The sequence below is a fragment of the Stenotrophomonas sp. SMYL8 genome (assembly GCF_036320065.1).
GTDB lineage: Bacteria > Pseudomonadota > Gammaproteobacteria > Xanthomonadales > Xanthomonadaceae > Stenotrophomonas > Stenotrophomonas maltophilia_A.
Window position 1 is genome coordinate 1 of record NZ_JAWIRR010000027.1, and the last position, 25519, is coordinate 25519.

Below are 25519 nucleotides of genomic sequence, written 5' to 3' on the forward strand. Positions count from 1 at the left end.
ATCCCATCCCGAACTCGGAAGTGAAACGCAGCTGCGCCGATGGTAGTGTGGCTCAAGCCATGCGAGAGTAGGTCATCGCCAGGGTTTACACCCAAAACCCCGCTGCTCACGCAGCGGGGTTTTTCTTATTAAGTGAAGGCACTGCATTTTCCGGGTACCTTCCGCCCCAAGGGCAAGATCGCGAAGCTGGCGCTGCAAGCGCTGCTGCAACCGTCTCCCTGGTGAAATTAGCGCTGTGGAACCACCCGATCCCATCCCGAACTCGGAAGTGAAACGCAGCTGCGCCGATGGTAGTGTGGCTCAAGCCATGCGAGAGTAGGTCATCGCCAGGGTTTACACCCAAAACCCCGCTGCTCACGCAGCGGGGTTTTTCTTTATGCGCGCGAAATGCGGGTAGTGCCGGCCGCTGGCCGGCAACCCGACGGCGTTACATCGCCCGGTAGATCCACGCCATGCGTGGATGCCCTCCGTGAGGAACCATGGCGCCAACCAAGGTTGGCGGCTACCAACAGCAGGCCCACACAGCGATCGTTTGCCGGCCAGCGGCCGGCACTACCGGTAGATCCACGCCATGCGTGGATGCTCTCTGCACGGAACCACGGCGCCAACCAAGGTTGGCATCTACAACTGCAGGGCGCGATCACACACAAAAAAGCGGCGCCCTTGCGGGCGCCGCCTTGGCTTGCTTCAGTACTCAGTCGAGCAAGCTCGACGCTACTTCGCCGCAGCCGGGGCCTTGTCCTTCATCATCGCGTCGCGGGCTGCCTTGAACGGGTTGCCTTCGTACCAGTTCGGCCAACGATCGCCACCGGCCAGTTCCTTGCCGACGCCGTACATCAGCTGCAGGTCTTCGACGGTGCCGTCCAGCTTCCAGGTGGCCGCATCGAACTCATCCTTCGGGCCGTGGTAGCGGTTGGCGCCGTAGTCGGCTGCAGCCTTGCGGCCCGCGTCCACGCCACCCTCGCGCAGGTCTTCGCCGCCATCGGCGTACAGGGCCGGCACACCGGCCTTGGCGAAGTTGAAGTGATCGGAACGGAAGTAGAAGCCGCTCTGCACCGAGGTCTCACCGTGCAGGGTACGGTCCTGGGCCGCGGCCAGCGGCTTGAGGATGTCTTCCAGCTCCGAGCTGCCGAAGCCGGTGACGGTCACGTCCTTGGCACGGCCAGCCACCGACATCGCATCAATGTTGATCACGCCGGCGATCTTGTCCAGCGGGAAGGTCGGATGGGCAACGTAGTACTTCGAACCCAGCAGGCCGGATTCTTCCAGGGTCACCGCCAGGAACACCACCGAGCGCTCCGGCTTCGGCTCCTGGTGGGCCATGGCTTCAGCCACCTCGAGGATGCCGGCCACGCCGGTCGCGTTGTCGACCGCGCCGTTGTAGATGTTGTCGCCGGTCTCGCCCTCGTGCTTGCCCAGGTGATCCCAGTGCGCCATGTACAGCACGGCCTCGTCGGCACGCTTGCTGCCCGGCAGTACGCCCACCACGTTGCGCGACTGCTTCTGCGCGATCTGGCTCTTCAGATCGACCGCAGCGGTGGCCTTCATCGGCACCGGCTTGAAGCCGCGCTTGCTGGCGTCCTTGTAGGCCTGCGCCAGGTCCAGGCCGGCACCGGCGAACAGCGCCTTGGCAGCGTCAGCACTCAGCCAGCCCTGCACCGGAATGCGGGCTTCCGGGTCATCCTTGGCCGGCAGGTCGTACTGCGGGCCTGCCCAGGAGTTCTTCACCACATCCCAGCCGTAGGAAGCGCCGGCGGTGTCGTGCACGATCAGCGCGGCAGCGGCGCCCTTTCGCGCAGCCTCCTCGAACTTGTAGGTCCAGCGCCCGTAATAGGTCATGCGCTTGCCGTCGAACAGCTTCGCGTCATCGACATGGAAGCCCGGGTCGTTGACGAACATGACGACCGTTTTGCCCTTCCAGTCCTGGCCGGCGTAGTCGTTCCACTTCTGCTCCGGCGCGTCGACGCCGTAGCCGACGAACACCAGGTCGCTGGCATCGACCTTCACCTCGGCCTGGCCGGTACGGGTACCCACCACCATGTCGGTGCCGAACTTCAGCTCGGTGGTCTTGCCGCCCTGGGTGATCTTCAGCACGGTCGATTCGTCGGCCGTGGTCTCGGTCATCGGCACATCCTGGAACCAGCTGTCGCCGTTGCCGGGCTGCAGGCCGATGCGCTGCATCTGGTCGCGGATGTAGTTGACCGTCAGTTCCTCGCCCTTGCTGCCCGGGGCGCGGCCTTCGAATTCATCCGAAGCCAGCGTCTTGACCATCTCGGCGAAGTCGCCGGCGTTGATCTCCGGCGAGAACGCATGGGCCGCCGGCTTGGCAGCGGCGGTGTCGGTGGCCGGCGCGGGCGCCGGAGTGTCTTCGCCTTTGCAGGCACTGAGCGCGGCCGCAGCGGCCAGGCACAGGAGGAGTTTGCGGGGCATCGTCGATTCCTGGAAAACAAAGGGCGGCCGCACCACGTGTACGACCGGTAACAGCGAGTATCACCGAACCGATGGGCGCGGTGTGCTCAGTCCGCCGGAGCGGTTTCGGTGTCGAACGGGATCGGCTCGGCGCCGGTGACCGGGCCGATGCGGGCCGTGCGGTGCACGTACAGCACCACCTCGCGTTCGAACTGCAACGGGCCGTCCACCACGGCATTTGGACCGATGATCACGCGTGGCTTGCGGCTGGCGGTCAGCGAGACGCTGAAGTTCGGCTTGCGCACGTGCACACCGCCCTTGACCTGCGAACCGATGCCCACGGTGATGTCACCGTTGACGGTTTCCACGTCGTTGCCGACGCGGCTTTCGACCAGCCCGATGCCACCGTTCACGGTTTCAACGCCGCCTTCGATCTGGCTGCCGCGATCGCTGAAGATGCTGCCGTTGACGGTGCTGACGCTGCCGTGGGCGATCACTTCGCGGCCCAGGCGTACGCCGCCGTTGACCGTTTCGATCTTGCCAGTGCGCGCGCGGTCGGCGACCTTGACCCCGCCGTTGACGGTGTCGATGCTGCCGGTCTCGACGCCTTCGCCGACGCGGATGCCGCCGTTGACGGTGTCCAGCTTGCCGTAGCGCTGGCCGGGTTCGGCGCTGATGCTGCCGTTGACCTTGCTGATGTTTTCCTGCGCTGCCACTGGCCCGGTGACCAGCAGTACGCCCAACAGCAGCGGAATGGAGAGAGCTTTCATGGGGACCTCGATGGATGTGTGGCTGGCAGGCCGCGTGCGGAGATGTCACCATTCCCCGGTACCCCCTGCAACTGCCTGAAGTCACTGGAAAGCCCTTGCGCAACAACGCCTTCCCATCACGCCGACATCACATCGCCGCTGCTCGCGGCGGGCGCTGCCTGCTCTTGGGGCTGGCCTTGGCACTGGCGTTGCCGCTGCCGGGTGCCGCGCAGACCACGCGCGAGACCGAGCGCAAGCTGCAGAAACTGCGCAGTGAACTGAAGGGCGTGGCGCAGGAGCGCCGGCAGATCGAGGGCCAGCGCGGCCAGGCTTCGCAGCAGCTGCGCGAGGCCGACGAGAAGGTGGCCCGCACCGGCCGTGCGTTGGCGCAGACCGAAACCGCGCTGCGCGAGCAGGGAAGGGCCCTGGCCGAGGCCGAACAGCGCCGCAGCACGTTGCAGGCCAACCTCGCCCAGCAGCATCGCGAGCTGGCCGGCCTGCTGCGTGCGGCCTACCAGCTGGGCAACCACGCACCGTTGAAGCTGCTGCTGTCGCAGGACACGGTGGCCGATGCCAATCGCGCCCTGGCCTACCACCGCTACCTGCAGCGTGAGCGGGCCCAGCGCATCACCACGCTGACCGCCGACCTGAAGGAACTGGAAGCGCTGCAGGCGCAGATTGCGGAGCGTAAGCAGAAGCTGCAGGGGGCGCAGCAGGACCAGAAGCAGCAGGCAGCGGCGCTGGAAGCCGACCGCCGCGATCGTGCAAAGACCGTGGCCTCGCTGGACGAGCGCTTCAAGGACCAGCGCGAGAAGGAACAGGCGCTGGGCCAGGATGCCAAGGCGCTGGAAACACTGCTGGCCAATCTGCGTGCCGCCGCCGCCCGTGCCGAAGCCGAGCGTCGCGCGGCTGCACGTCGAGCTGCCGCCGAAAAGGCCGCTGCCGAACGAGCCGCACGCCAGGCTGCCGCGCAGGGCCGGCCGCCACCGCCCACCAAGGTTCCGCCGGCGGTGGCTTCCGCACCGGCCCCGAAGGTGGGGGGCCTGGGTTGGCCGTTGTCCGGCAACCTGCTGGCCCGCTACGGCGGCAAGCTGCCTGACGGGCGTACCAGCAGCGGCGTGCTGATCGGCGCACCGGCCGGCAGCACCGTCACCGCCGTGGCCGACGGTACCGTGGTGTTCTCCGACTGGATGACCGGCTACGGCATGATCCTGATCGTCGACCACGGCAATGGCTACATGAGCCTGTACGCCCACAACGACACCCTCCTCAAGGACGCCGGTGCACGGGTCAGCCGTGGCGATGCGGTGGCCAAGGTCGGCAACTCGGGGGGCCAAGGGGTCACTGCGCTGTACTTCGAGCTGCGTCGTGGCGGGCAACCGGTGAATCCGGACAGCTGGCTGCAGCGGCGCTGAATCCCCGCTCGCCACGTGCGGGCTGGATTCAACGGGAATTTAGCTGTGCTTCGCGCATAATCGGTGCATGTGCCTTGGGCACCATGCCACCGTCGACAGGAGTGATCCATGCGCGCAGCCCGTACCGCCACCCTCTTGCTGGCCCTGTTGCCAGCGCTGTCCTGGGCGCAGCAGACCGCGCCCGCCCCGAGCCAGGAAACCAGCGGGCAGGCAGCGAACAGCGAGGAGGCGGTGACCTCGAAGGTGCCGCTCGAGGACATCCGCCGTTTCGTGGCCGTGTACAACGCGGTGCGTGCCGCCTATGTCGATCCGGTCGATGACAAGAAGTTGATGCAGGCAGCGGTGCGTGGCCTGCTGCTCGACCTCGATCCGCACAGCACCTACTTCAACAAGGAAGACGCGCAGGCCTTCGACGAACAGGCCAGCGGCGCCTACGAAGGCATCGGCGTTGAGCTGCAGCAGCAGCCGGACAACGCCAGCATGAAGGTGATCTCGCCGATCGACGACACGCCGGCGGCCAAGGCCGGCATCCTCGCCGGTGACCTGATCATCGCCATCGACGGCAAGCCGATCAGCGCGATCGATGCCAGCGAACCGCTGCGCGGCCCGGCCGGCAGCAAGGTGGTGCTGACCATCGTGCGCGAAGGCAAGCCCAAGCCGTTCGATGTCAGCCTCACCCGCCAGACCATCCGCGTGACCAGCGTGCGCAGCCGCCTGCTGGAACCGGGCTATGGCTACATCCGCCTGAGTACGTTCCAGGCCGACACCGGTTCGGACTTCCAGAAGCACGTGCAGCAGTTGCAGAAGCAGTCCGGTGGCCAGCTCAAGGGCCTGGTGCTGGATCTGCGCAGCAACCCGGGTGGCCTGCTGACTGCTGCCGTGCAGGTGGCCGACGACCTGCTCGACAAGGGCAACATCGTCAGTACCCGCGGCCGCATCAGCATCAGCGATGCACGTTTCGATGCAACGCCGGGCGATCTGTTGAAGGGCGCACCGGTGGTGGTGCTGGTCGACGCCGGTTCGGCCAGTGCCTCGGAAGTGCTGGCCGGCGCACTGCGCGACAACAAGCGCGCCCGCGTGGTTGGCAGCCGCACCTTCGGCAAGGGCTCGGTGCAGACCGTGCTGCCGCTGGACAACGGTGACTCGGTGAAGCTGACCACCGCGCGTTATTACACGCCCAGCGGCAAGTCGATCCAGGCCACGGGCATCGTGCCGGAGGTCGAACTGAAGCCGGCCGCTACGCCGGCCGAGGATGCACTGCCGGCCAGCCTGAGCGATTACAGCGAAGCGACCCTGCCGGGTCATCTGCGCGGTGACGACGAGGGCACCGAGGGCTATCACGCAGGTGCGGTACTGCCGGGCGATGGCCCGATCAACGACGCGCTGGCCGAGCTGAAGATCCCGGGTTCGGTGGCTGCACGCTTGAAGGCCGAAGCGGCAAAAGCGGATGCGGCCAAGGCTGCGAAGGCCGCTGCCGCGAAGCCGGAGGCGAAGGTAGAAGCGAAGCCAGAAGCGAAGCCGGAAGCGAAGCCCATTCCGGTCCCGGCCAAGCCCTGACGGTAGCGCCGGGCTGTGCCCGGCGGACACCCTGCTCATCCACAAGGCGACGCGGCCGAGGCGTCGCCCGATAGAATCGGCCCATGGACGATTCGAACCTAGCGACTACGATCAGCCAACTGCTTGGCCGTGATCCGCTGCCACCTGACCGGGCCGCCACCTTGCTGGAATCCCTGGCGGTCCGCCATGGAATCGATCCGCGCTTTGTCTATTGGTGGGCAGGCAAAGCGACGTCTGATCAGACGATCCAATACGACAGCAGCGATGAAGGCCTTTCCTGCCTGGCTGAACTGCTGGCGGAAGTGAACGGTGAAATGTGCCTGGTAGCGTCAGATGAGCGCGCATTGCCTTGGCCGATCTGGACTCTGCAGGAAAGTGAACTGATTCCTTTGCTCGGCGAGTTGCCGTTCTTTGAGTACTTCGTCGTGCTGGATGACGGCGCTACGCTGCTGTTCGATACCCACCACAACACGTTGGTGGTCAGTCGCGAGTGACGCATTCGGCGTCATCGCGGACGGAGCAGATCCATATCGATGAAGGAGTCGAGCACGCTCGACGCCACGAACGAGCGGGTGCGCGTGGAGCCGGCCAGCGGCCGGCACTACCAGGGGTCAGAAGCCGTGGCGCTTGCGCAGGCGGCGGGCGATGGCCGCCCGCACGTAGACCCCGTACACCACGCCGAACACGAAGCCGCCGATGTGCGCCCACCAGGCGACCATGCCGAAGCTTGGGCCGATATGGGCGAACACCACCTGCAGGGCGGCCCAGACGCCGATCAGCAGGTAGGCCGGGGCGCGCACGAACTCCAGGAACAGGCCGAGCGGAATGACCACGCCCAGCCGGGCACCCGGGAACAGGGCCAGATAGGCGCCGATCAGTGCGGACACCGCGCCGCTGGCACCGATGATGATCTGGTCCGGGCTGCCCATGGTGTAGATCGCCACCAGATTGGAAACGGCACCGCCGACCAGGAACAGCAGCAGCAGCCGCCACGGGCCCAGCACCCGCTCGGCGGGCAGGCCGAAGATCAGCAGGAATACCAGGTTGCCCAGCAGGTGTGACCAGTCCGCGTGCAGGAACAGGGCCGTGAACAGCCGCAGCACGCTGCCGTCCTGCAGGGTCGCCCACCAGTCCAGCGGGTGGGTCAGGCCGGTGGACAGGGCGCCCCAGTCCAGCCAGAGGCTGCCGCGGGCGTCGTCCGGACGCGAGATCGACCACAGGAACGCCAGCCACAGTGCCGCAAACAGCACGGGCGTGGCCCAGCGCAGGGCCGCCTTCTTGCGCGACGGGAGGGAGACGAACATGGGCAATAGCCTAGCGTGCGGGCGCTTACGGCGGGGATTGTCCTGTTCAGCTTCTGGGACGAAAAAAGCGCCTGCGCTGTTATTGTTTCATTAACAGCTCTGGGTAATACTCGCATACGGCGTCGTATGTCGGGAGGGGAATCCGGCGCGCTCCGAAGGGCCCCAAGGCCTGCCGGGCGCAGGCGCACTCAGAGCACCATCACCGCTTACCGGAGAGAGAACTACGATGCAAACCGCTTCCACCATTGCCCGACTGACCCTGCTGGCCGTCGGCGTTGCCGGTGCGCTGGCCGCCGCCGATGCCAACGCTGCCGCCTTCCAGCTGAAGGAAAACAGCGCCAAGGGCCTCGGCCGCGCGTTCGCCGGTTCCGGCAGCGCCGAAGGCGACGCCTCCATCATCGCCGTCAACCCGGCCGGCATGCGCCAGCTGGAAGGCACCATGATCCAGGGCGACGTCAGCGCCATCAGCTTCGGTGCCAAGTACAAGGGCACCGGCCGTACCGGCGTCAGCCAGCGGACCCCGAATGGCTTCCCGGCCCAGGGCGGCAACGGCGGCGACGCCGGCATGATCGCCCCGGTTCCGGCTGCGTACTTCCACATGCCGATCGGCGAGCAGGCCCACTTCGGTGTGTCGTTGACCGCTCCGTTCGGCTTCAAGACCGAATACGACAACGGTTGGGTCGGTCGCTACAGCGGCCTGAAGACCGACCTGAAGGCCATCGACCTCGGCTTCGCCGCGTCGTATGACGTCAACCCATACGTGTCCTTCGGCGCGTCGGTGTTTGTTGAACACCTGACCATCGAGCTGAGCAACGCCATCGACTACGGCAGCATCCTGGCCGGTGCTGGCGCTCCGGGCTTCACCCCGGGCAGCTCGGATGGCACCCTGAAGATCGAGGGCGACAACAATGCCGTGGGCTGGACCGTCGGTGGCCTGTTCTCGCTGGACGAGAACACCCATATCGGCCTGAGCTACCGTTCCAAGGTCAAGCACAAGATCACCGGTGGTGATGCGACCTTCAGCGGCGCCGATCGTGCCCGTGCCCTGCTGACCAACTCGCCGAACACCCGCGGCTGGTTCATGGACACCAGCGGCAAGGCCAACGTCACCATGCCGGCCTCGGCCACCCTGAGCGTGACCCACAAGGTCAACGACCGCTGGACCGTGATGGGCGACGTGACCCGTACCGCCTGGTCGACCGCCTTTGACAACGTCACCGTCGACTACGCCTCGCCGCAGCCGAATTCGGAGCTGAAGTTCGGCTACCGCGATACCACCTTCGTGTCGCTGGGCGCCGACTACAAGCTGAGCGATACCGTCACCCTGCGTGGCGGTGTGGCGCTGGACCAGACCCCGACCACCGACGCCCACCGCGACGTGCGTGTGCCGGATACCAGCCGCAAGTGGCTGTCGCTGGGCGTGGGCTGGACCCCGTCGGCGAACACCGAGTACAACCTGGGCTATACCCATCTGTTCACCAGCGACCCGAACGTTTACGTGCCGGCTGGCAACAACAACCAGGGCAACTCGCTGTCGGGCAAGTACAAGGTCCGTGGCGACGTGCTGGCGGCTTCGTTCCAGTACAAGTTCTGATTCGGGCCTCGGCCTGACGCAGCACACGGAAGGCCCCGCGCAAGCGGGGCTTTCCTTTTCTGTGGCCACGGGCCATCCACGGCGTGGATCCACGACAATAGCGCCATGAACCTGTCCGATCCGAACTTCCAGCTGGAGCTGGCTGCCAACATCGCCGTCGCCGGCTCGATCCTGCTGGCCGGCCGCAACAACGTGCACACCTGGTGGCTGGGCATCGTCGGCTGTGCGCTGTTTGCCGCGGTGTTCGAGCGCTCGCATCTGTACGCTGACATGGTGCTGCAGTTCTTCTTCATTGCCATCAGCGTGCTGGGCTGGTGGCAGTGGTTGCGCGGCGATCACGGTGCGCCGCTGCCGATCACCTCATTGCGACCGCGTGCATGGGCCTGGCTGGCGCCGCTGGCGGTGGTGGCGACCTTCGGTTACGGCTGGATGCTGACCCGCCTGACCAACGCCTACGCCCCGTACATTGATTCGGCGGTGCTGGTGCTGAGCGTGATCGCGCAGATCCTGATGATGCGGCGCAAGCTGGAATCGTGGTGGGTGTGGTTGCTGGTGAACACCGTGGCGGTGCCGCTGTACTACAGCCGTGGCCTGCACCTGACCTCGATCCTGTATGTGGGCTTCTGGATCAACGCGCTGGTGGCCTTGCGCCATTGGCGGCACCTGATGCGCAACGAGGCCAGGGCGGCCGATGCCGCTGCCTGAGCGTGCTGCGCGGGGGCTGGTGGTGGGCAAGTTCTGCCCGCTGCACCTCGGCCATGAACGACTGATCGACTTCGCCGCCACGCGCTGCCATCAGCTGCTGGTGATCGGCTGGTCGCAGCCGGGCTTTGCCGGCTACAGCGCCGAGCGCCGTGAGCGCTGGCTGCGTGCGCGTTTCCCGCAGGCGACGGTAGCAGTGCTTGACGACGCGCGACTGGCGGCATTGTGCATGCAGCATGGCTTGCCAGTGCGAGCGCTGCCGCAGGACAGTGATGACGAACAGGTGCAGCGCGACTTCACCGCCTGGCTGTGCCTGAACCTGTTCGGTGGGCCGGTGCAGGCGGTGTACACCGGTGAGGACTATGGAGACGGCTTCGCGCAGGCGTTGGCCACGCACTTCGGCACACCCGTGCGCCATGAGCGGCTGGAGCGCGCGCTGGACGTCGGGCAGGCCTGTGGCACCCAGCTGCGCACCGATCCGCATGCGCATCGCCATGGCCTCGCATCGCAGGTGTATGCCGACCATGTGCAGCGCGTGGCCTTCATCGGTGGCGAGTCCAGCGGCAAGACCACGCTGGCGCGCGTGCTGGCCGAGCGCCTGCAGACCGCCTGGGTGCCGGAGTATGGCCGCACCCTGTGGGAGCAGCAGGGGGGAGAACTGACGCCGGACGATCTGCTTCGCATTGCAATGACACAGCCACAGCACGAAGACGAGGCCGCGCGGCGCGCGCATCGCTGGCTGTTCTGCGATACCACGCCGTGGGTAACGCTGGGGTACAGCGGCTGGATGTTCGGCACGGCGCCGGAGCCGCTGCGGCAGGCGGCACGACGACGCTACGACCTGCTGTTCCTGTGCGCGCCGGATATTCCGTTCGACCAGGATGGTACGCGCGTGGGCGAAGCCTTCCGGTCGCAGCAGCATGCGTGGTACCTGGCGCAGCTGCAGGCAGAGGGTGTCGAGTACGTGCTGCTGGAAGGCGATCTGGAGACGCGCATCGTACGCGTGCAGGGCGAGCTGGCGAAGCGGGCGGACAACCGGTTCAGTGTCACCCCGCCACTGTAGAGCCGGTCCAGTGCCCGCTGCACCATGCAGGCCGAGCGTGGGCTCGGCTCTACAGGAATAAAAAGCACAAAAAAACCCCGCTTTCGCGGGGTTTTTCGTTCACCGCATGACGCAGGCGATCAGTCGCCCAGGGTCAGCAGGGAGGCGTTGCCGCCGGCGGCGGTGGTGTTCACCGTCACCGTCTTTTCGGTGGCAAAGCGCAGCAGGTAGTGCGGGCCGCCGGCCTTCGGGCCGGTGCCGGACAGGCCCTGGCCGCCGAACGGCTGCACGCCGACCACCGCACCGATCTGGTTGCGGTTGACGTAGACGTTGCCGACGTGGACGCCGTTGCTGATGCGGTCGACGGTCTCGTCAATGCGCGAATGCACGCCCAGGGTCAGGCCGTAGCCGGTGGCGTTGATCTGGTCGATCACCGCGTCGAGCTGGTCGCCCTTCCAGCGGATCACGTGCAGGACCGGACCGAACACTTCCTTCTGCAGCTGGCCCAGGTCCTTCAGTTCGTACGCACGTGGCGCGAAGAAGGTGCCATTGGCCGCTTCGGCAGACAGCTCGGCGGCAGCAATCAGGCGCGCTTCGCGGTCCATGCGTTCGGCGTGGTCCTGCAGGATCTTCAGCGCGTCGGCGTCGATCACCGGGCCGACGTCGGTGGACAGCAGGCCGGGGTTGCCGACCTTCAGTTCCTTCATCGCGCCGGCCAGCATGGTCATCACCTTGTCGGCGATGTCGTCCTGCACGAACAGCACGCGCGCGGCCGAGCAACGCTGGCCGGCAGAGGTGAAGGCCGAACCGATCGCGTCCTTGACCAGCTGTTCCGGCAGTGCCGAGGAGTCGGCAATGAAGGCATTCTGGCCACCGGTCTCGGCAATCAGCACACCGATGGCGGCGTCACGTGCGGCCATCGCGCGGTTGATCGCACGGGCGGTGTCGGTGGAGCCGGTGAAGGCCACGCCGGCCACGCGCGGGTCGGCGGTCAGCGCGGCACCGACGGTGGCACCGTCGCCCGGCAGGAACTGCACCACCTCGGCCGGCACGCCGGCGTCATGCAGCAGCTTCACCGCGTAGTAGCCGATCAGGTTGGTCTGCTCGGCCGGCTTGGCGATGACGCTGTTGCCGGCGGCCAGGGCGGCAGCGACCTGGCCCAGGAAGATCGCCAGCGGGAAGTTCCACGGGCTGATGCAGACGAACACGCCACGGCCGTGCAGTTGCAGCTCGTTGGACTCACCGGTCGGGCTCGGCAGCTTCTCGGCGTGGCTGAACTGCTCGCGCGCCTGCTTGGCGTAGTAGCGCAGGAAGTCCACCGCTTCGCGCACTTCGGCGATGCTGTCGGGCAGGCTCTTGCCGGCTTCCTTCACGCACAGCGCCATGAACTCCGGCATGCGCGCTTCCAGCTGGTCGGCGGCGTGCTCGAGGATGGCGGCGCGGCTGGCGGCCGGGGTGCGGTTCCAGGCCGGCTGCGCGGCCACGGCGTTGGCCAGGGCCTTCTGCACGGTGGCGGCATCGGCGGCCAGCCACTGGCCGACCACTTCGCGGGTGTCGGCCGGGTTGGTCACCGGCAGCGCGGCGCCGGCCGGGTTGGCACCCGGTACCAGCGGGGCGGCCTGCCAGGGCTTCACAGCCGCGTTGATCTGCTCGGCCAGGGCGCGCAGTTCGTTGTCGTTGGCGAGGTTGGCGCCCATGGAGTTCTTCCTGTCGTGGTTCTGGCTGCGCAGCAGGTCAACCGGCAGCGGGATCTTGGGATGCGGAATCGATTCGAACGAGGACACCATCTCGACCGGATCGCGGATCAGGTCGGCGATCGGCACGCGCTCGTCGGTGATGCGGTTGACGAAGCTGGAGTTGGCGCCGTTTTCCAGCAGGCGACGCACCAGGTACGGCAGCAGGTCTTCATGCGAACCGACCGGTGCATACACGCGGCAGGGCAGGTTCAAGCGGTCGGCCGGCACCACTTCCGCGTACAGGTCATCGCCCATGCCGTGCAGCTTCTGGTGCTCGTACACGCCGCCATTGGCGATGCTGCGCACGGCCGCGATGGTGTGCGCGTTGTGCGTGGCGAACATCGGGTAGATCGCGTCGGCATGCGTGAACAGGCGCTTGGCGCAGGCCAGGTAGGAGACATCGGTGTTCTGCTTGCGGGTGAACACCGGGTAGCCCGGGTAGCCTTCGATCTGCGCGCGCTTGATCTCGGCGTCCCAGTAGGCGCCCTTGACCAGGCGCACCTGCAGGCGGCGACCGGCGCGGCGGGCCATGTCGGCCAGGTGGTCGATCGTGTACGGCGTGCGCTTCTGGTAGGCCTGCACGACCACACCAAAGCCATCCCAGCCGGCCAGCGAGGTGTCGGAGAACACCTGCTCGATGATGTCCAGCGACAGTTCCAGGCGGTCGGACTCTTCGGCGTCGACGGTGCAGCCGATGCCGTAGCTCTTGGCCAGTTGTGCCAGTTCCAGCACGCCCGGCACCAGGTCCTTCAGCACGCGCTCGCGCTTGGCGTGCTCGTAGCGCGGGTACAGCGCCGACAGTTTGATCGAGATGCCCGGCGCGTTGTTGACGTCGCCGTCCGGACGGCCGCCGCGTGCCTTGTGGTCGCCGCCGATGGCGTGGATCGCACGACGGTAGTCTTCCAGGTAGCGCAGCGCGTCCTTCATGGTCAGCGCGCCTTCGCCCAGCATGTCGAACGAGTAGCGGTAGTTCGCGTTGTCGCCCTTGTGCGAGCGCGACAGCGCTTCGCTGATGGTGCGGCCCATGACGAACTGGTGGCCCATGATCTTCATCGCCTGGCGCACGGCCAGGCGCACCACCGGCTCACCGACGCGGCCGACCAGGCGCTTGAACGCGCTGGGCGCATCGGCACGGGTGGCGTCGTTCATCTGCACCAGCTTGCCGGTCAGCATCAGGCCCCAGGTGGAGGCGTTGACCAGCACGGAGTCGCTGCCGCCCAGGTGCTTTTCCCAGTCGGCATCGGCCAGCTTGTCGCGGATCAGCTTGTCGGCGGTGTCCTGGTCCGGAATGCGCAGCAGCGCCTCGGCCACGCACATCAGCAGCACGCCTTCCTCGCTGCCCAGGTCGTACTGGCGCATGAAGGCTTCGATCGCGCCCTGGTCCTTGGCACGCACGCGCACGCGGCCGACCAGGTCGGCGGCCAGCGCCTGCACCTTGGCCTGCTCTTCGGCGGGCAGGCGGGCCTGCGCCAGCAGCTCGCGCACGTGGCTGGCCTCGTCCTTCAACCAGCCATCGGTGATGGCCTGGCGGAACGGGTTGGGGGGCGCCGGCAGTTCCGGCGACAGCAGCGCGCCGGGACGCGGAGCGTCGTGGGCGGCAGGGGAGGAGGAAGGTGCGTTCATGCCGGTCCGGCCAGTGGAAAACTTGGCGATTTTAATCATTTTTGCGGGTTGCGGAAGTGCCCATCAGCCACCTTCGTGAAGCGCTGATAGCCCCTAGCTGCGGTGGATTCAGCGTGTTCAGCAAGCTCGGCAGAATTTGTGCTGAATTCGTCATTCGTGCCGCCGACCTCATGCTGTGTTGCAGCATGGTAAAAAGTGTGAATGCACCCTTGCTACCGGCGAGAGGGCGGGGCTACCATCGAGACGTTTCCCGCGGCAGGAACGCGGTTGCGACATGATCGAGGTGCTTCCAGCTCCGGATGGGTCAGGTACGCAGCTGCGGTTGCGTCCCCCACGGGCGCTCGATGCCCGGCAGTTCGTCCTGTTGTTCACCGTGTTGTCGGGTGCGATGTGGCTGGTGTCCGCCCTCGGGTGGTTGGCCGGCAATGCATTCGCCCCCCTGTTCGCGCTGCTGTACAGCCTGGTGCTGGCGGCGGCACTGCGTGCCTTGTGGCGCAGTGGTGAACGGCAGGAGGAGATCCGGGTAGTGCCGGCGTACGTGGAGGTCATCCCCGTACCCGGTGGATCACCGGTGTTCCGGGCCCACCCCCACTGGGTGCGCCTGCTCACCGACGACGAGAGGGTCCGGCTGGCATCCAGCGGCCGGCAGGTGGAGGTGGGGAGTTTCCTCGCGCCGGCCGAACGTCAGACGCTCGCAGAGACACTTGAAAGCTTGCTCGCCGCCAGCGATGGCGGCAACCGACGACGCTAAGGGTCTAGGCAATGAAGCAAAGCAGCAGGTGGGGCACGAAGTGCGTTGCAGCGGTCGCCGCCATGGTGGCCGGGGGACTGATGCCGGCGTTGGCCTGGGCCCAGGCGGCCGATCCCAAGCCGTGGCAGCTGAACATGGGCAAGGGGGTGACCCAGACCTCGCGCCTGGCCTGGGAATCGAACAATCTCTCGTTGATCATCTGCACGGTGATCGGCGTCATCGTGTTCGGGGCGATGGCCTACGCCATCTTCAAGTTCCGCAAGTCCAAGGGCGCGGTCGCCGCCACCTTCAGCCACAACACCAAGGCCGAGATCATCTGGACAGTGATCCCGGTGATCATCCTGATCGTGATGGCATGGCCGGCCACGGCCAACCTGATCAAGATGTACGACACCCGCGATGCCGAGATGACGGTGAAGGTCACCGGCTACCAGTGGATGTGGAAGTACGAATATCTCGGCGAGAACGTCACCTTCACCAGCCGCCTGGATCGCGAGTCCGACCGCGTGCGGCAAAGTGGCATCGTGCCGACCCGCGAGACTCACCCGCATTACCTGCTGGATGTCGACAACCGCCTGGTGCTGCCGGTCGATACCAAGGTGCGCTTCGTCATCACCTCCGACGACGTGATCCACGCCTGGTGGGTGCCGGCGCTGGGCTGGAAGCAGGACGCCATCCCCGGTTTCATCAATGAGGCCTGGACCAGCATCGAGCAGCCCGGCGTCTACCGCGGCCAGTGCGCCGAGCTGTGCGGCAAGGACCATGGCTTCATGCCGATCGTGGTCGAGGCGGTGTCCAAGGAAGAGTTCAAGCAGTGGCTGGCGCAGCGCAAGCCGGCGCCGCCCGCCGAGCCGACAACGCCGGCGGCACCTGCCGAACCGACTGCACCGACGGGAGAGGCACCTGCAGCGCCTGCCGCTGCTGAAGCCGGCAGCGCGCCTGCCACCGCGGCCAGCGGAGCGTGATGTAAAGCCCGCGGCCGTTCGCGGCCGTGGTGACAACCGATTCTGAGAGGTGTTTTGCAATGGCGCACTCGGCAGTTGGGCACGACGATCACCATCACCACCAGAGCTTCTTCGAACGTTGGTTCTTCTCGACCAACCACAAGGACATCGGCACGCTGTACCTCGGTTTCAGCTTCATCATGTTCATCATCGGCGCGGCGATGAGCGTGGTGATCCGCGCCGAGCTGGCGCAGCCGGGCCTGCAGTTCGTCAAGCCCGAGTTCTTCAACCAGATGACCACCGTGCATGCGCTGGTGATGATCTTCGGTGGGGTGATGCCGGCCTTCGTCGGACTGGCCAACTGGATGATCCCGCTGCAGATCGGCGCGCCGGACATGGCGCTGCCACGCATGAACAACTGGTCGTTCTGGTTGCTGCCGGTGGCTTTCAGCCTGCTGCTGCTGACCCTGTTCCTGCCGGGCGGTGCACCGGCCGGTGGCTGGACGCTGTACCCGCCGCTGTCGCTGCAGGGCGGCTACAACGTCGCCTTCAGCGTGTTCGCCATCCACGTGGCCGGCATCAGTTCGATCATGGGCGCGATCAACATCATCGCCACCGTGCTCAACATGCGTGCGCCGGGCATCGACCTGCTGAAAATGCCGATCTTCTGCTGGGCCTGGCTGATCACCGCCTTCCTGCTGATCGCGGTGATGCCGGTGCTGGCCGGTGCGGTGACCATGCTGCTGACCGACAAGTTCTTCGGCACCAGCTTCTTCAACGCCGCCGGTGGCGGTGACCCGGTGATGTACCAGCACATCTTCTGGTTCTTCGGCCATCCCGAGGTCTACATCATGATCCTGCCCGCCTTCGGCGTGGTCAGCGAGATCATCCCGACCTTCAGCCGCAAGCCGCTGTTCGGCTACCAGGCGATGGTGTACGCCACCGCCGCGATCGCGTTCCTGTCGTTCATCGTCTGGGCCCACCACATGTTCACCGTGGGCATGCCGCTGGGCGGAGAGATCTACTTCATGTTCGCCACCATGCTGATCTCGATCCCGACCGGCGTGAAGGTGTTCAACTGGGTCAGCACCATGTGGCGTGGCTCGCTGACGTTCGAGGCACCGATGCTGTGGTCGGTGGCCTTCGTCATCCTGTTCACCATCGGTGGCTTCTCCGGCCTGATGCTGGCGATCGTCGCCGCCGACTTCCAGTACCACGACACCTACTTCGTGGTCGCCCACTTCCACTACGTGCTGGTGACCGGTGCGGTGTTCGCGCTGATCGCCGCGGTGTACTACTGGTGGCCGAAGTGGACCGGGCGGATGTACAGCGAGAAGTGGGCCAAGGTGCACTTCTGGTGGTCGATCGTATTCGTCAACCTGTTGTTCTTCCCGCAGCATTTCCTCGGCCTGGCCGGCATGCCGAGGCGCATTCCCGACTACAGCGTGGCGTTTGCCGACTGGAACCTGATCAGCTCGATCGGTGCGTTCGGCATGTTCGTTACCCCGTTCATGATGGCCGCGATCCTGCTGTCGTCCCTGCGCAACGGCGAGAAGGCCGAGGCCCGTTCCTGGGAGGGTGCGCGCGGCCTGGAGTGGACGCTGCCGTCGCCGGCACCGGCGCACACCTTCACCACGCCGCCGACCATCCGCCCGGGTGATCTGGCGCATGACGACATCACGCATTGAGGTGGGGCATGCATAACGAGAGCCCGCTGCCGATCGGTAGAGTCGAGCCAGGCTCGACTGACGAAAAGCAGCCGAGCACGGCTCGGCTCTACAACAGCGAAGCGCAGCCGACCAGCGGTCGGCTCTACCAGGGTGGAAGCATCGAGCAGCAACGCCAGCGCGCCAGGCGCACGGCGATGTGGGTCGGCGCCATCGCCGTGCTGGTCTACGTCGGTTTCATCCTCAGCGGGGTGATCGGCCGATGAGCGAGGCGCCGGCCAGCACACCGTCACGCAGTGCGGGGCTGCCGCGCCTGATCGGCGTGGCGGTGGCGGTGTTCCTGCTCACGTTCTCGCTGGTGCCGCTGTACCGCATCGCCTGCGAAAAGGTGTTCGGCGTGCGCCTGGAACGCGGTCCCGGCAGCGAGGCCAGTACCGGCGCCGTGACCGGCAAGCGCACCGTGCGCGTGGAATTCGATGGCGGGGTCAACTCACGGCTGCCATGGTCGTTCCATCCCGAGCAGCTGACCATGGACGTGGTGCCCGGCGAACTCAACGAAGCGCTGTACTTCGCCCGCAATGACAGCCAGCAGGCGGTGGTCGGCAGCGCGGTGCCTTCGGTGGCGCCGGCGCGTGCGTCGGGCTTCTTCAGCAAGACCGAGTGCTTCTGTTTCACCGCGCAGACGCTGCAGGCCGGCGAGAAGCGCGACATGCCGGTGCGCTTCATCGTCGATCCGGGCCTGCCGCCGGAGATCAAGACGATCACCCTGTCCTACACCTTCTACCGCAACGACGCGCTGTCCGATCGGCTGGCTCCGGCCGCCACCTCGGAAGGCGCGCACGCCGCACCCTGACCCCGGATACCGACATGGCCCAGACACCGACCGACGCCAACGTGTACTTCGTCCCGGCCCAGAGCAAATGGCCGTTCGTGGGTTCCATCGCGATGATGGTGACCATGGTAGGCGTGGCCAGCTGGCTCAACGATGCCAGCTGGGGACGCTGGACGTTCTACATCGGCATCGCGATGCTGGTGCTGACCCTGTTCTGGTGGTTCAGCGACGTGGTGCGCGAATCGCAGGCCGGCAACTACAACCATCAGGTCGATGGCTCGTTCCGGATGGGGATGATCTGGTTCATCTTCTCCGAAGTGATGTTCTTCGGTGCGTTCTTCGGCGCGCTGTTCTACACCCGCAACCTGGGCCTGTCGTGGCTCAGCGGCGAAGGCCGCGGGGTGATGACCAACGAGCTGCTCTGGCAGGGCTATTCCGCCGGATGGCCGACCAATGGCCCGGCGGCGATCGGTGGCGCGTTCCAGACCATTCCGGCCTGGGGCCTGCCGCTGATCAACACGCTGATCCTGCTGACCTCAGGCGTGACCCTGACCATCGCCCATCACGCGCTGAAGGCCGGCAACCGCCGCCAGCTGCTGATCTGGCTGGGCCTGACCGTGGTGCTCGGCCTCGGCTTCCTGACCCTGCAGGCGGAGGAGTACATCCACGCCTACAAGGAACTGAACCTGACGCTCGGTTCGGGCATCTACGGTTCAACGTTCTTCATGCTGACCGGCTTCCACGGCGCGCACGTGCTGCTGGGCACGATCATGCTGATCGTGATGTGGCTGCGATCGGCCAAGGGGCACTTCACCCGCGACAACCATTTCGGTTTCGAAGCCGCCGCGTGGTACTGGCACTTCGTCGACGTGGTGTGGCTGATGCTCTTCATGTTCGTCTACGTGCTTTGACCGCGCACGTATCGGTGGCCTCAGCCGCCGATGCCGTGCGGTTTGATCCAGCCCATGTAGATGCTCACGATCACCAGCAGGATCAACGCCACCGACACCGCGATGCGGCGGGTCAGTGCGTTGACCGTGCGCTTGGTCTGGCCGCGGTCGACCAGCAGGTAATACAGGCCGGCGCCCAGATTCCAGACGATGACGATCAGAAACGCGATTACCAGCAGGGTCTTCAGCGAATCACTCATGCGCGGCTCGAGGGCAGGGTGGATGCGCCTATCTGACCGCGTTTGCGCGGACTTGTCATGATGCGCCAGCACACGCGCGTGATCGGCTGGCTGTTGGCGGTGCTGGCGATGGCCGGTTTCAGCGCATTGGGGCTGTGGCAACTGCAGCGCATGCATGCCAAACAGGCAATGTTGGATGCACAAGGTCCAGCCGCAGCGCAGGTACTGTCGTTGGCACAGGCGCTCGCAGCGCCCGGTGCGTTGCATGGCGTGGCCGATCACGGTCGCTTCCTTCCCGGCGTGGTGCTGCTGGACAACCAGACCCGGCACGGCCGCGCGGGCGTGAAGATCTACCGCCCGTTCCGCAGTGACGAGGGCAGCGTGCTGCTGGTCGACCTCGGCTGGCGTGCGCTGCCGCCGGATCGCACGCTGCCGGATGTGCCGGCGCCGCCTTCGCCAGTGGCCGTGCGCGGGCTGCTGGCGCCGCCGCCGTCGGCGGGACTGGCACTGGGTCCCGCATTCTCCGCAACCGATGAGGCCGGGCGTTGGCTGGCCAGCCGTTTGCCCGCCGAAGGCCTGGCGGCGGCGCTTGGCCTACCGGCATTACCCGACCGCGTCCTGCGGCTGGATCCGGTGCTGCCATTCGGCGACGAACGCGATCTGGACCTGCTGCCGAACACGCTGCCGCCGCAGCGTCACCTGGGCTACGCCGTGCAGTGGTTCGGCCTGGCCCTGACCGTGCTGGTGGTCGCGCTGGTGCTGGAGTGGCGCAGGAGACGTGCCGTGGCCCGGTAGTGGGGGGGGGGGGGGGGGGGGGGGGCGGGGGGGGGGGGGGGCGGGGGGGGCGCGGGCGCGCCGCCGGCGCGCCCGGCCCCCCCGCCCCCCCCCCCCCCCCCCCCCACTACCAGGGCACCACACCCGCATCCCTTACCCAACCATGAGAAAATGCTCCGCATGAACACTGCTACGTCCCCGCAGGCGCGCGGCTCCGGCCGCCGGACCCTGGTGCTGCTGTTTGCCGTGTTCTTCGGTGCGATGGCACTGGCCGCCGTGCTGCGCTTCTCCGGCTGGCAACCGACCGGGCACCGCAATGCCGGCCAGCTGCTGAAGCCGCCGGTGGACCTGCGCCAGCAGGCGCCGACCCTGGCCAGCGGCCAGCCCTACGCCTGGAACCCCGAGGCCCGTACCTGGCGCCTGCTGGTGGCGCCGGCCGGTGCCTGCGACGCGCAGTGCGTCACTTTGTCGCAGGGACTGGGCAAGGTGTGGCAGCTGTTCGGCCATAACGCCGATAATGTCGAAATCCTGTGGCTGGGAACGCCACCGGCGTCGATCGCCTCGCTGCCCGCGCTGCGGCCGCTGGCTCCGTCGCCAGCACTGCGCGCGGCCCTGCCCGGCGTCGACGATCCGGCTGGCCTGCCGGTCTACGTGATCGATCCGAACGGCTTCGTGATCATGCGTCATGCCCCGGGCACCGACCTGGGCGGCCTGCGCAAGGACATGGCCACGTTGCTGAAACTGAAGTGAGTCCCGTTTGATGAGCCTTTCCGCGCGTCCGGCGCTGCACCGCAATTTCCACCGCCTGGCGTGGTTCGCCATGATCATGACCGCGAGCACGATCATGTTCGGCGCCTTCGTGCGCCTGTCCGATGCCGGCCTGAGCTGCCCGGACTGGCCGACCTGCTATGGCCAGGCCACCTGGCCGCAGCACGTGGAAGAGACCATCGGCCACCCGGCCGCGGACATCCGCCCGCTGGAGACCCACAAGGCCTGGCGTGAGCAGGTGCACCGCTTCCTGGCCGGCGCGCTGGGCATCGAGATCCTGACCCTGGCGCTGCTGGCCACGCGCAAGCGGCGATTCGGAAGCACGGCGGTGGTGACCGCCTGCGTGCTGGTGGCCGCCGGCATACCGCTGTACATGATGGGCTGGCATGGCACGGCCAGCGTGCTGGCGTTGATCGGTGAGGCGATCCTGCTGATCGCCGCGCTGCGCTGGAGCAACATTGACCTGGCGCGCGCTGCATTGCTGACCCTGGCGGTGGTGATCTTCCAGGCCTTGCTGGGCATGTGGACGGTGACCCTGCTGCTCAAACCCATCGTAGTGATGGGCCATCTGCTCGGTGGCATGCTGATGTTCGGCCTGCTGGTGTGGATGGCCTGGCGCGCGACGCACATGCCGATCACGCTGGCCGAGGCGCCGAAGCTGAAGTGGCTGCTGCGCATCGGCGTGGCGGTGCTGGTCACCCAGATCGCGTTGGGGGGCTGGGTCAGCGCCAATTACGCGGCGCTGGCCTGCGGCGGTGGCAGCGCCTCGCTGGACAACTTCCCGCGCTGCGCCAACCAGTGGTGGCCGCAGCACAACTTCGTCGAAGGCTTCACCCTGTGGCGTGGCATCGGCGTGGATTACGAAGGCGGCGTGCTGGATGGCGCCTCGCGCATCGCCATCCAGATGGCACACCGCCTGTTCGCGGTGGTGGTGGCCCTCTACCTGCTGTGGCTGGGCGTGCGCCTGTTCCGGTTGCCGAGCATGCGTGGCTGGGCCAGCGCGCTGATCGCGCTGCTGGTGCTGCAGGTCACCCTTGGCATCCTCAATGTGAAGCTGGCGCTGCCGCTGGAAGTGGCGGTGGCCCACAACGGCGTGGCCGTTGCCCTGTTGTTCGTGCTGGTCAGCCTGCTGGCCCGCCTGCGTGCCCCGGACTGATTCCATGTTTTCCAATTACCGCCAGTACTGGGACCTGACCAAGCCAAAGGTCGTTGCCCTCATTGTCTTCACCGCCCTGGTCGGCATGGTCCTGGCCATCCCCGGCGTGCCCAGCTGGGAGCAGGTGCGCGCAGGCGTGCTCGGCTTCCTCGGTATCTGGCTGGCCGCTTCGGCCGCCGCGGCGATCAACCAGCTGCTGGATGCGCACATCGATGCGCAGATGGCGCGCACATCGTGGCGTCCGCTGGTGGTGGGCAAGGTCAAGCCGTGGCAGGTGCTGGTGTTCGCCGGCGTGCTGATCGTGTTGTCGATGGTCATCCTGGTGCTGTGGGTGAACCTGATCACCGCCGTGCTGACCTTCGCCTCGCTGATCGGCTACGCGGTGATCTACACCGTGTACCTCAAGCGTGCGACCTCGCAGAACATCGTCATCGGTGGCCTGGCCGGCGCGATGCCGCCGATGCTGGGCTGGGCTGCGGTGACCGGCATGCAGGGTTCGTCGGACTGGGCGTACTCGTCGCTGCTGGTGCTGATCATCTTCATCTGGACGCCGCCGCACTTCTGGGCGCTGGCGATCTTCCGCCGCGAAGATTACGCCAAGGCGGAAATTCCGATGCTGCCGGTGACCCACGGCGTGGTGCACACCCGCAAGCAGATCATGGTGTATTCGGTGGTGCTGGCGCTGGTCTGCCTGCTGCCGTACCTGGTGGGCATGAGCGGTGCGTTCTACCTGGGCGGCGCGATCGTGCTCAATGCGGTGTTCCTCTGGTACGCCTGGCGCATGCTCAATCCGCCGGACGAACTGTTCTCGATGAAGATGTTCTATTACTCCATCGTCTACCTGATGGCGCTGTTCGCCTTCCTGCTGGTGGACCATTGGATCCTGCCCTGGTTGTAGAGTCGAGCCATGCTCGACTCGGGGGCGGATCCCCGTCGGGGCTCTGACCCGGTCTGATGGTGGGCGCATCCACGCATGGCGTGGATCTACTTGAACCGCGGTTGCTGTGTCGCCATTGCTGTTCCTGACCTCAAGGAAAGGAAGGCGCAGGGATGCATTCGATCTTCCGCTGGACGGCGGCGCTGCTGCTGACGCTGGGCATGGCCCTTAGTGCGCATGCCGACGACACCGCCGTGCAGATCCGCCAGCACGCCGGTGAGCATCGCCTGCTGGTGCTGGGTGAATTTCACGGTACCCGCGAGACACCGCTGCTGGTACGCCAGCTGGTGGACGACTACAGCCGTAACGGCCCGGTCGTGCTGGCGCTGGAACTGCCACGCGGCGAAACCCCCACGTTACGCGATTACCTGGCTTCCGATGGCGGCGAGCAGGCACGCCAGCAGCTGCGCAGGCGTGCCTTCTGGAGCGTGCGCGACGACCAGCACGATGGCCGTCGCAGCCGCGACATGCTGGCGATGATCGAAAGCCTGCGCGTGCTGAAGTCGCAGGGGCGTGTGATCGAAGTCGTTGGCTATGACGTCAATGCCAGCAAGGGCGGCAACCAGGCACGCGATGACCGCATGGCTACCGAGTTGCGGCGCCTGTACCGGCGCCTGCCGGCTGACGCACGCATGCTGGTGCTGACCGGTAACGTGCACGCCATGCTGCAGCGGCCGGGCGGTGCGCCGCCGGAAATGCAGATGCACCCGATGGCGTCGCAGCTGCGGGACCTGGATATCTACAGCGTACGGTTGGGCGCGCAGCGTGGTCAGGCGTGGGGATGCGCGGGCCGCTGCGTGGCGCGGTCACTTCCAGAGCAGGTGGCCACGGCGCCGCGGGTCGATGCCGATGCGAAACGGCCGTACGACCTGTGGGTGTGGATGCCGGAGTTGAGCGTCGGCACGCTGGTGGGCCCGTAACGGCAGGCAATCCATCCACGCATGGCGTTGATCTACTGGTGGTTCACGCCATCGGTGGGAGTAGAGCCACGCCATGCGTGGATGGGCTCTCACGGAACCCGGCGCAGCCAGTGTCGGGTTTCGCCCGGGAGGGCTGCAACTGCGCCCATCGACCAAGCCGTCGCGCTGTAGGGTTTTGCCGCGCTGTCAGCTTCCTGCACGCAAGGCGTCACAGATACCGACTGTTCCACCAGACCGGATCATCAACAGTAGATACACAGGTATTGCGGGATGACTCGCAATTCTGTGGAGCAATCAATGAGATGTCATGTTTCTCTGCCCATCGTTCTGTGTGCCGCGCTTACCTGCCTGGCTGGCAATGCGGCAGCAGAAGTAAAAGCACTGAGTCGGGCCAACTGCATTGGATTCATCAACGAATCCGTGACCTATGAACGGCCCCAGTTTCGCAATTTTCAGGGGTCGGCCGTAACCAGGCACGTTCCCCTCGGGAACATTGAGCCGAAGCATGCTTTCGGTGCGCCTAACAATGGACTGTACTCCTGGCGATTTTACGCAGGCGATGGCAGTGATCCAGAACGAATGGTTGTTCACGGATATCACACATGGGTACTGGGCGGACGCGTATTCACGCAATCCACGAGTGCGGTCGATTGCCAGCTTTCGGAGTGGTGAGCATCATGAAGATTCTTTGCTTTATCGCATTCTCGCTGGCCATGTCGATGTCAGCTCAAGCATCCCAGAATGAACCTGCTCCCGATGCGGTAGGGAGCTGGCTACACCAACGCGCCATGCAGGCTGCAATGCAGGAAGCCTCGGCAATGGGAAGATCGTCCGCCAGCGTGGCCAGCTACCAGATGGTGAAACTGGCAGACCTTGATGCCCCCCGAGAAGTGAAGCAGCAGCTTCGCGATGACATCGAACGATCCAACGGTGTCGTGCGGGTTGCAGCAGGGAGCATCCCAACGCAGGCCGAAATGCTGGCTGCCGTGCCGCGGACTCACCGCTCAACTCCAGAACTACGCCAGCGCCTGCCGCAGCCACCCAGCAGGCTGGAAAGCAGCCTGCTGGGCGCAGCCGAGATGATTGGCATGGAGCCCAGTGGTGCGTTGGAGGGTGGAAAGTCCTCGGGCTTGAGCCGTTTCTACCGGCTGGAGGGTGTCGGCATCGTGGAGTTCAGCGAGAACAACTTCCTCGCTGCGGGCATGCAGATCGAGGTCATCGCGGAGGCGCAGAACACCGTGGTGGACGGCAAGCCCGCTCACCTCGGGAAGGTTGTGGATAGTGTCGGCCGTACTCGGGTTGAGCTTGCCTGGACGGGAGACAGCAAGACCTACAGTCTGACCGTAACGGGCGAGCCGGGCAGCGACGTGGAGCGCAACGCCCGAGTGCTGCACGACATCGCCGCGGCCATCGTGGATTAGCGGCGGCGTATGCGTCATCCACGCATGGCGTGGATCTACTGCGGGTTCACGCCATCCGCGGTTTGGTAGATCCACGCCGCGCGTGGATG

23 protein-coding genes and 1 rRNA gene are annotated in these 25519 nt (G+C 66.2%); 19 read left to right on the forward strand and 5 right to left on the reverse strand.

What is annotated here, in order from left to right:
• The first annotated feature begins 217 nt into the window (after positions 1–217).
• Positions 218–332: ribosomal RNA gene (rrf, locus tag V3B25_RS17580) — 5S ribosomal RNA — on the forward strand.
• A gap of 382 nt (positions 333–714) precedes the next feature.
• On the opposite strand, the gene V3B25_RS17585 is transcribed toward rrf, so the two are convergent.
• The gene (locus tag V3B25_RS17585; protein ID WP_329811075.1) at positions 715–2430 is read right to left on the reverse strand and encodes a M28 family metallopeptidase; all 1716 of its coding nucleotides are present in this window, start codon (positions 2428–2430) and stop codon (positions 715–717) included.
• A gap of 86 nt (positions 2431–2516) precedes the next feature.
• Positions 2517–3179: a hypothetical protein gene (locus V3B25_RS17590; RefSeq protein ID WP_032129713.1), complete on the reverse strand. Its 663-nt coding sequence runs from the start codon at positions 3177–3179 to the stop codon at positions 2517–2519.
• Between the two features lie 95 nt (positions 3180–3274).
• On the opposite strand from V3B25_RS17590, the gene V3B25_RS17595 reads away from it, so the two are divergent.
• The 3 genes from V3B25_RS17595 (at position 3275) to V3B25_RS17605 (ending at position 6624) form a co-directional block, all read left to right on the forward strand.
• Complete coding sequence (locus tag V3B25_RS17595; RefSeq protein WP_010484243.1) at positions 3275–4573, forward strand: peptidoglycan DD-metalloendopeptidase family protein; 1299 nt, start codon at positions 3275–3277, stop codon at positions 4571–4573.
• A 108-nt stretch (positions 4574–4681) separates the two neighbouring features.
• Positions 4682–6130: a S41 family peptidase gene (locus V3B25_RS17600; protein WP_329811076.1), complete on the forward strand. Its 1449-nt coding sequence runs from the start codon at positions 4682–4684 to the stop codon at positions 6128–6130.
• Positions 6131–6213: 83 nt separating this feature from the next.
• Positions 6214–6624: a hypothetical protein gene (locus tag V3B25_RS17605; protein ID WP_049421203.1), complete on the forward strand. Its 411-nt coding sequence runs from the start codon at positions 6214–6216 to the stop codon at positions 6622–6624.
• 117 nt (positions 6625–6741) lie between these two features.
• On the opposite strand, the gene V3B25_RS17610 is transcribed toward V3B25_RS17605, so the two are convergent.
• Positions 6742–7434, reverse strand: a complete 693-nt coding sequence (locus V3B25_RS17610; RefSeq protein WP_019662230.1) for a rhomboid family intramembrane serine protease — start codon at positions 7432–7434, stop codon at positions 6742–6744.
• 226 nt (positions 7435–7660) lie between these two features.
• On the opposite strand from V3B25_RS17610, the gene V3B25_RS17615 reads away from it, so the two are divergent.
• The 3 genes from V3B25_RS17615 (at position 7661) to V3B25_RS17625 (ending at position 10793) form a co-directional block, all read left to right on the forward strand.
• On the forward strand, positions 7661–9028 hold the full coding sequence (locus V3B25_RS17615; protein ID WP_049421202.1) for an outer membrane protein transport protein: 1368 nt from the start codon (positions 7661–7663) through the stop codon (positions 9026–9028).
• A 105-nt stretch (positions 9029–9133) separates the two neighbouring features.
• Positions 9134–9733, forward strand: coding sequence for a nicotinamide riboside transporter PnuC (gene pnuC, locus V3B25_RS17620; RefSeq protein ID WP_049421201.1), 600 nt, complete (start codon positions 9134–9136; stop codon positions 9731–9733).
• Positions 9720–10793, forward strand: coding sequence for an AAA family ATPase (locus V3B25_RS17625; protein WP_329811077.1), 1074 nt, complete (start codon positions 9720–9722; stop codon positions 10791–10793). The genes pnuC and V3B25_RS17625 overlap by 14 nt, the downstream gene beginning before the upstream one ends.
• Positions 10794–10912: 119 nt before the next feature.
• Here V3B25_RS17625 and putA read toward each other — a convergent pair whose 3' ends face one another.
• Positions 10913–14131: a bifunctional proline dehydrogenase/L-glutamate gamma-semialdehyde dehydrogenase PutA gene (gene putA / locus V3B25_RS17630; RefSeq protein WP_329811078.1), complete on the reverse strand. Its 3219-nt coding sequence runs from the start codon at positions 14129–14131 to the stop codon at positions 10913–10915.
• Between the two features lie 274 nt (positions 14132–14405).
• On the opposite strand from putA, the gene V3B25_RS17635 reads away from it, so the two are divergent.
• The 6 genes from V3B25_RS17635 to V3B25_RS17660 are packed head-to-tail and all read left to right on the forward strand — an operon-like array spanning position 14406 to position 19236.
• Positions 14406–14882: a DUF2244 domain-containing protein gene (locus V3B25_RS17635; protein WP_004153894.1), complete on the forward strand. Its 477-nt coding sequence runs from the start codon at positions 14406–14408 to the stop codon at positions 14880–14882.
• Between the two features lie 11 nt (positions 14883–14893).
• Positions 14894–15847, forward strand: coding sequence for a cytochrome c oxidase subunit II (gene coxB / locus V3B25_RS17640; protein WP_049401627.1), 954 nt, complete (start codon positions 14894–14896; stop codon positions 15845–15847).
• A gap of 59 nt (positions 15848–15906) precedes the next feature.
• On the forward strand, positions 15907–17514 hold the full coding sequence (gene ctaD, locus V3B25_RS17645; RefSeq protein ID WP_005407790.1) for a cytochrome c oxidase subunit I: 1608 nt from the start codon (positions 15907–15909) through the stop codon (positions 17512–17514).
• An 8-nt stretch (positions 17515–17522) separates the two neighbouring features.
• Positions 17523–17759 carry a hypothetical protein gene (locus tag V3B25_RS17650; RefSeq protein ID WP_329811079.1) on the forward strand — a complete coding sequence of 79 codons (237 nt, stop codon included), beginning with the start codon at positions 17523–17525 and terminating at the stop codon, positions 17757–17759.
• Complete coding sequence (locus V3B25_RS17655) at positions 17756–18346, forward strand: cytochrome c oxidase assembly protein (RefSeq protein ID WP_201117930.1); 591 nt, start codon at positions 17756–17758, stop codon at positions 18344–18346. Before V3B25_RS17650 ends, V3B25_RS17655 begins: the two co-directional genes overlap by 4 nt.
• A 14-nt stretch (positions 18347–18360) precedes the next feature.
• Positions 18361–19236 carry a cytochrome c oxidase subunit 3 gene (locus V3B25_RS17660; protein ID WP_005412024.1) on the forward strand — a complete coding sequence of 292 codons (876 nt, stop codon included), beginning with the start codon at positions 18361–18363 and terminating at the stop codon, positions 19234–19236.
• Between the two features lie 20 nt (positions 19237–19256).
• Here the strand turns inward: V3B25_RS17660 and V3B25_RS17665 are convergent, their stop codons facing one another.
• Positions 19257–19475, reverse strand: coding sequence for a twin transmembrane helix small protein (locus V3B25_RS17665; RefSeq protein ID WP_005412025.1), 219 nt, complete (start codon positions 19473–19475; stop codon positions 19257–19259).
• Between the two features lie 57 nt (positions 19476–19532).
• Between V3B25_RS17665 and V3B25_RS17670 the strand changes: the two genes are divergently transcribed.
• The 6 genes from V3B25_RS17670 (at position 19533) to V3B25_RS17695 (ending at position 25430) form a co-directional block, all read left to right on the forward strand.
• Entirely contained in the window at positions 19533–20249 is a 717-nt protein-coding gene (locus V3B25_RS17670) for an SURF1 family protein (protein ID WP_329811080.1), read from the forward strand.
• A gap of 159 nt (positions 20250–20408) precedes the next feature.
• Positions 20409–20978 carry a hypothetical protein gene (locus V3B25_RS17675; RefSeq protein WP_032129724.1) on the forward strand — a complete coding sequence of 190 codons (570 nt, stop codon included), beginning with the start codon at positions 20409–20411 and terminating at the stop codon, positions 20976–20978.
• Positions 20979–20988: 10 nt separating this feature from the next.
• Positions 20989–22152: a COX15/CtaA family protein gene (locus V3B25_RS17680; protein WP_329811081.1), complete on the forward strand. Its 1164-nt coding sequence runs from the start codon at positions 20989–20991 to the stop codon at positions 22150–22152.
• Positions 22153–22156: 4 nt separating this feature from the next.
• Positions 22157–23050, forward strand: a complete 894-nt coding sequence (gene cyoE / locus V3B25_RS17685) for a heme o synthase (RefSeq protein ID WP_010484229.1) — start codon at positions 22157–22159, stop codon at positions 23048–23050.
• Between the two features lie 152 nt (positions 23051–23202).
• Entirely contained in the window at positions 23203–24009 is an 807-nt protein-coding gene (locus V3B25_RS17690) for a calcium-binding protein (RefSeq protein ID WP_154351934.1), read from the forward strand.
• A gap of 677 nt (positions 24010–24686) precedes the next feature.
• On the forward strand, positions 24687–25430 hold the full coding sequence (locus V3B25_RS17695) for a hypothetical protein (protein WP_329811082.1): 744 nt from the start codon (positions 24687–24689) through the stop codon (positions 25428–25430).
• Positions 25431–25519: the final 89 nt, after the last annotated feature.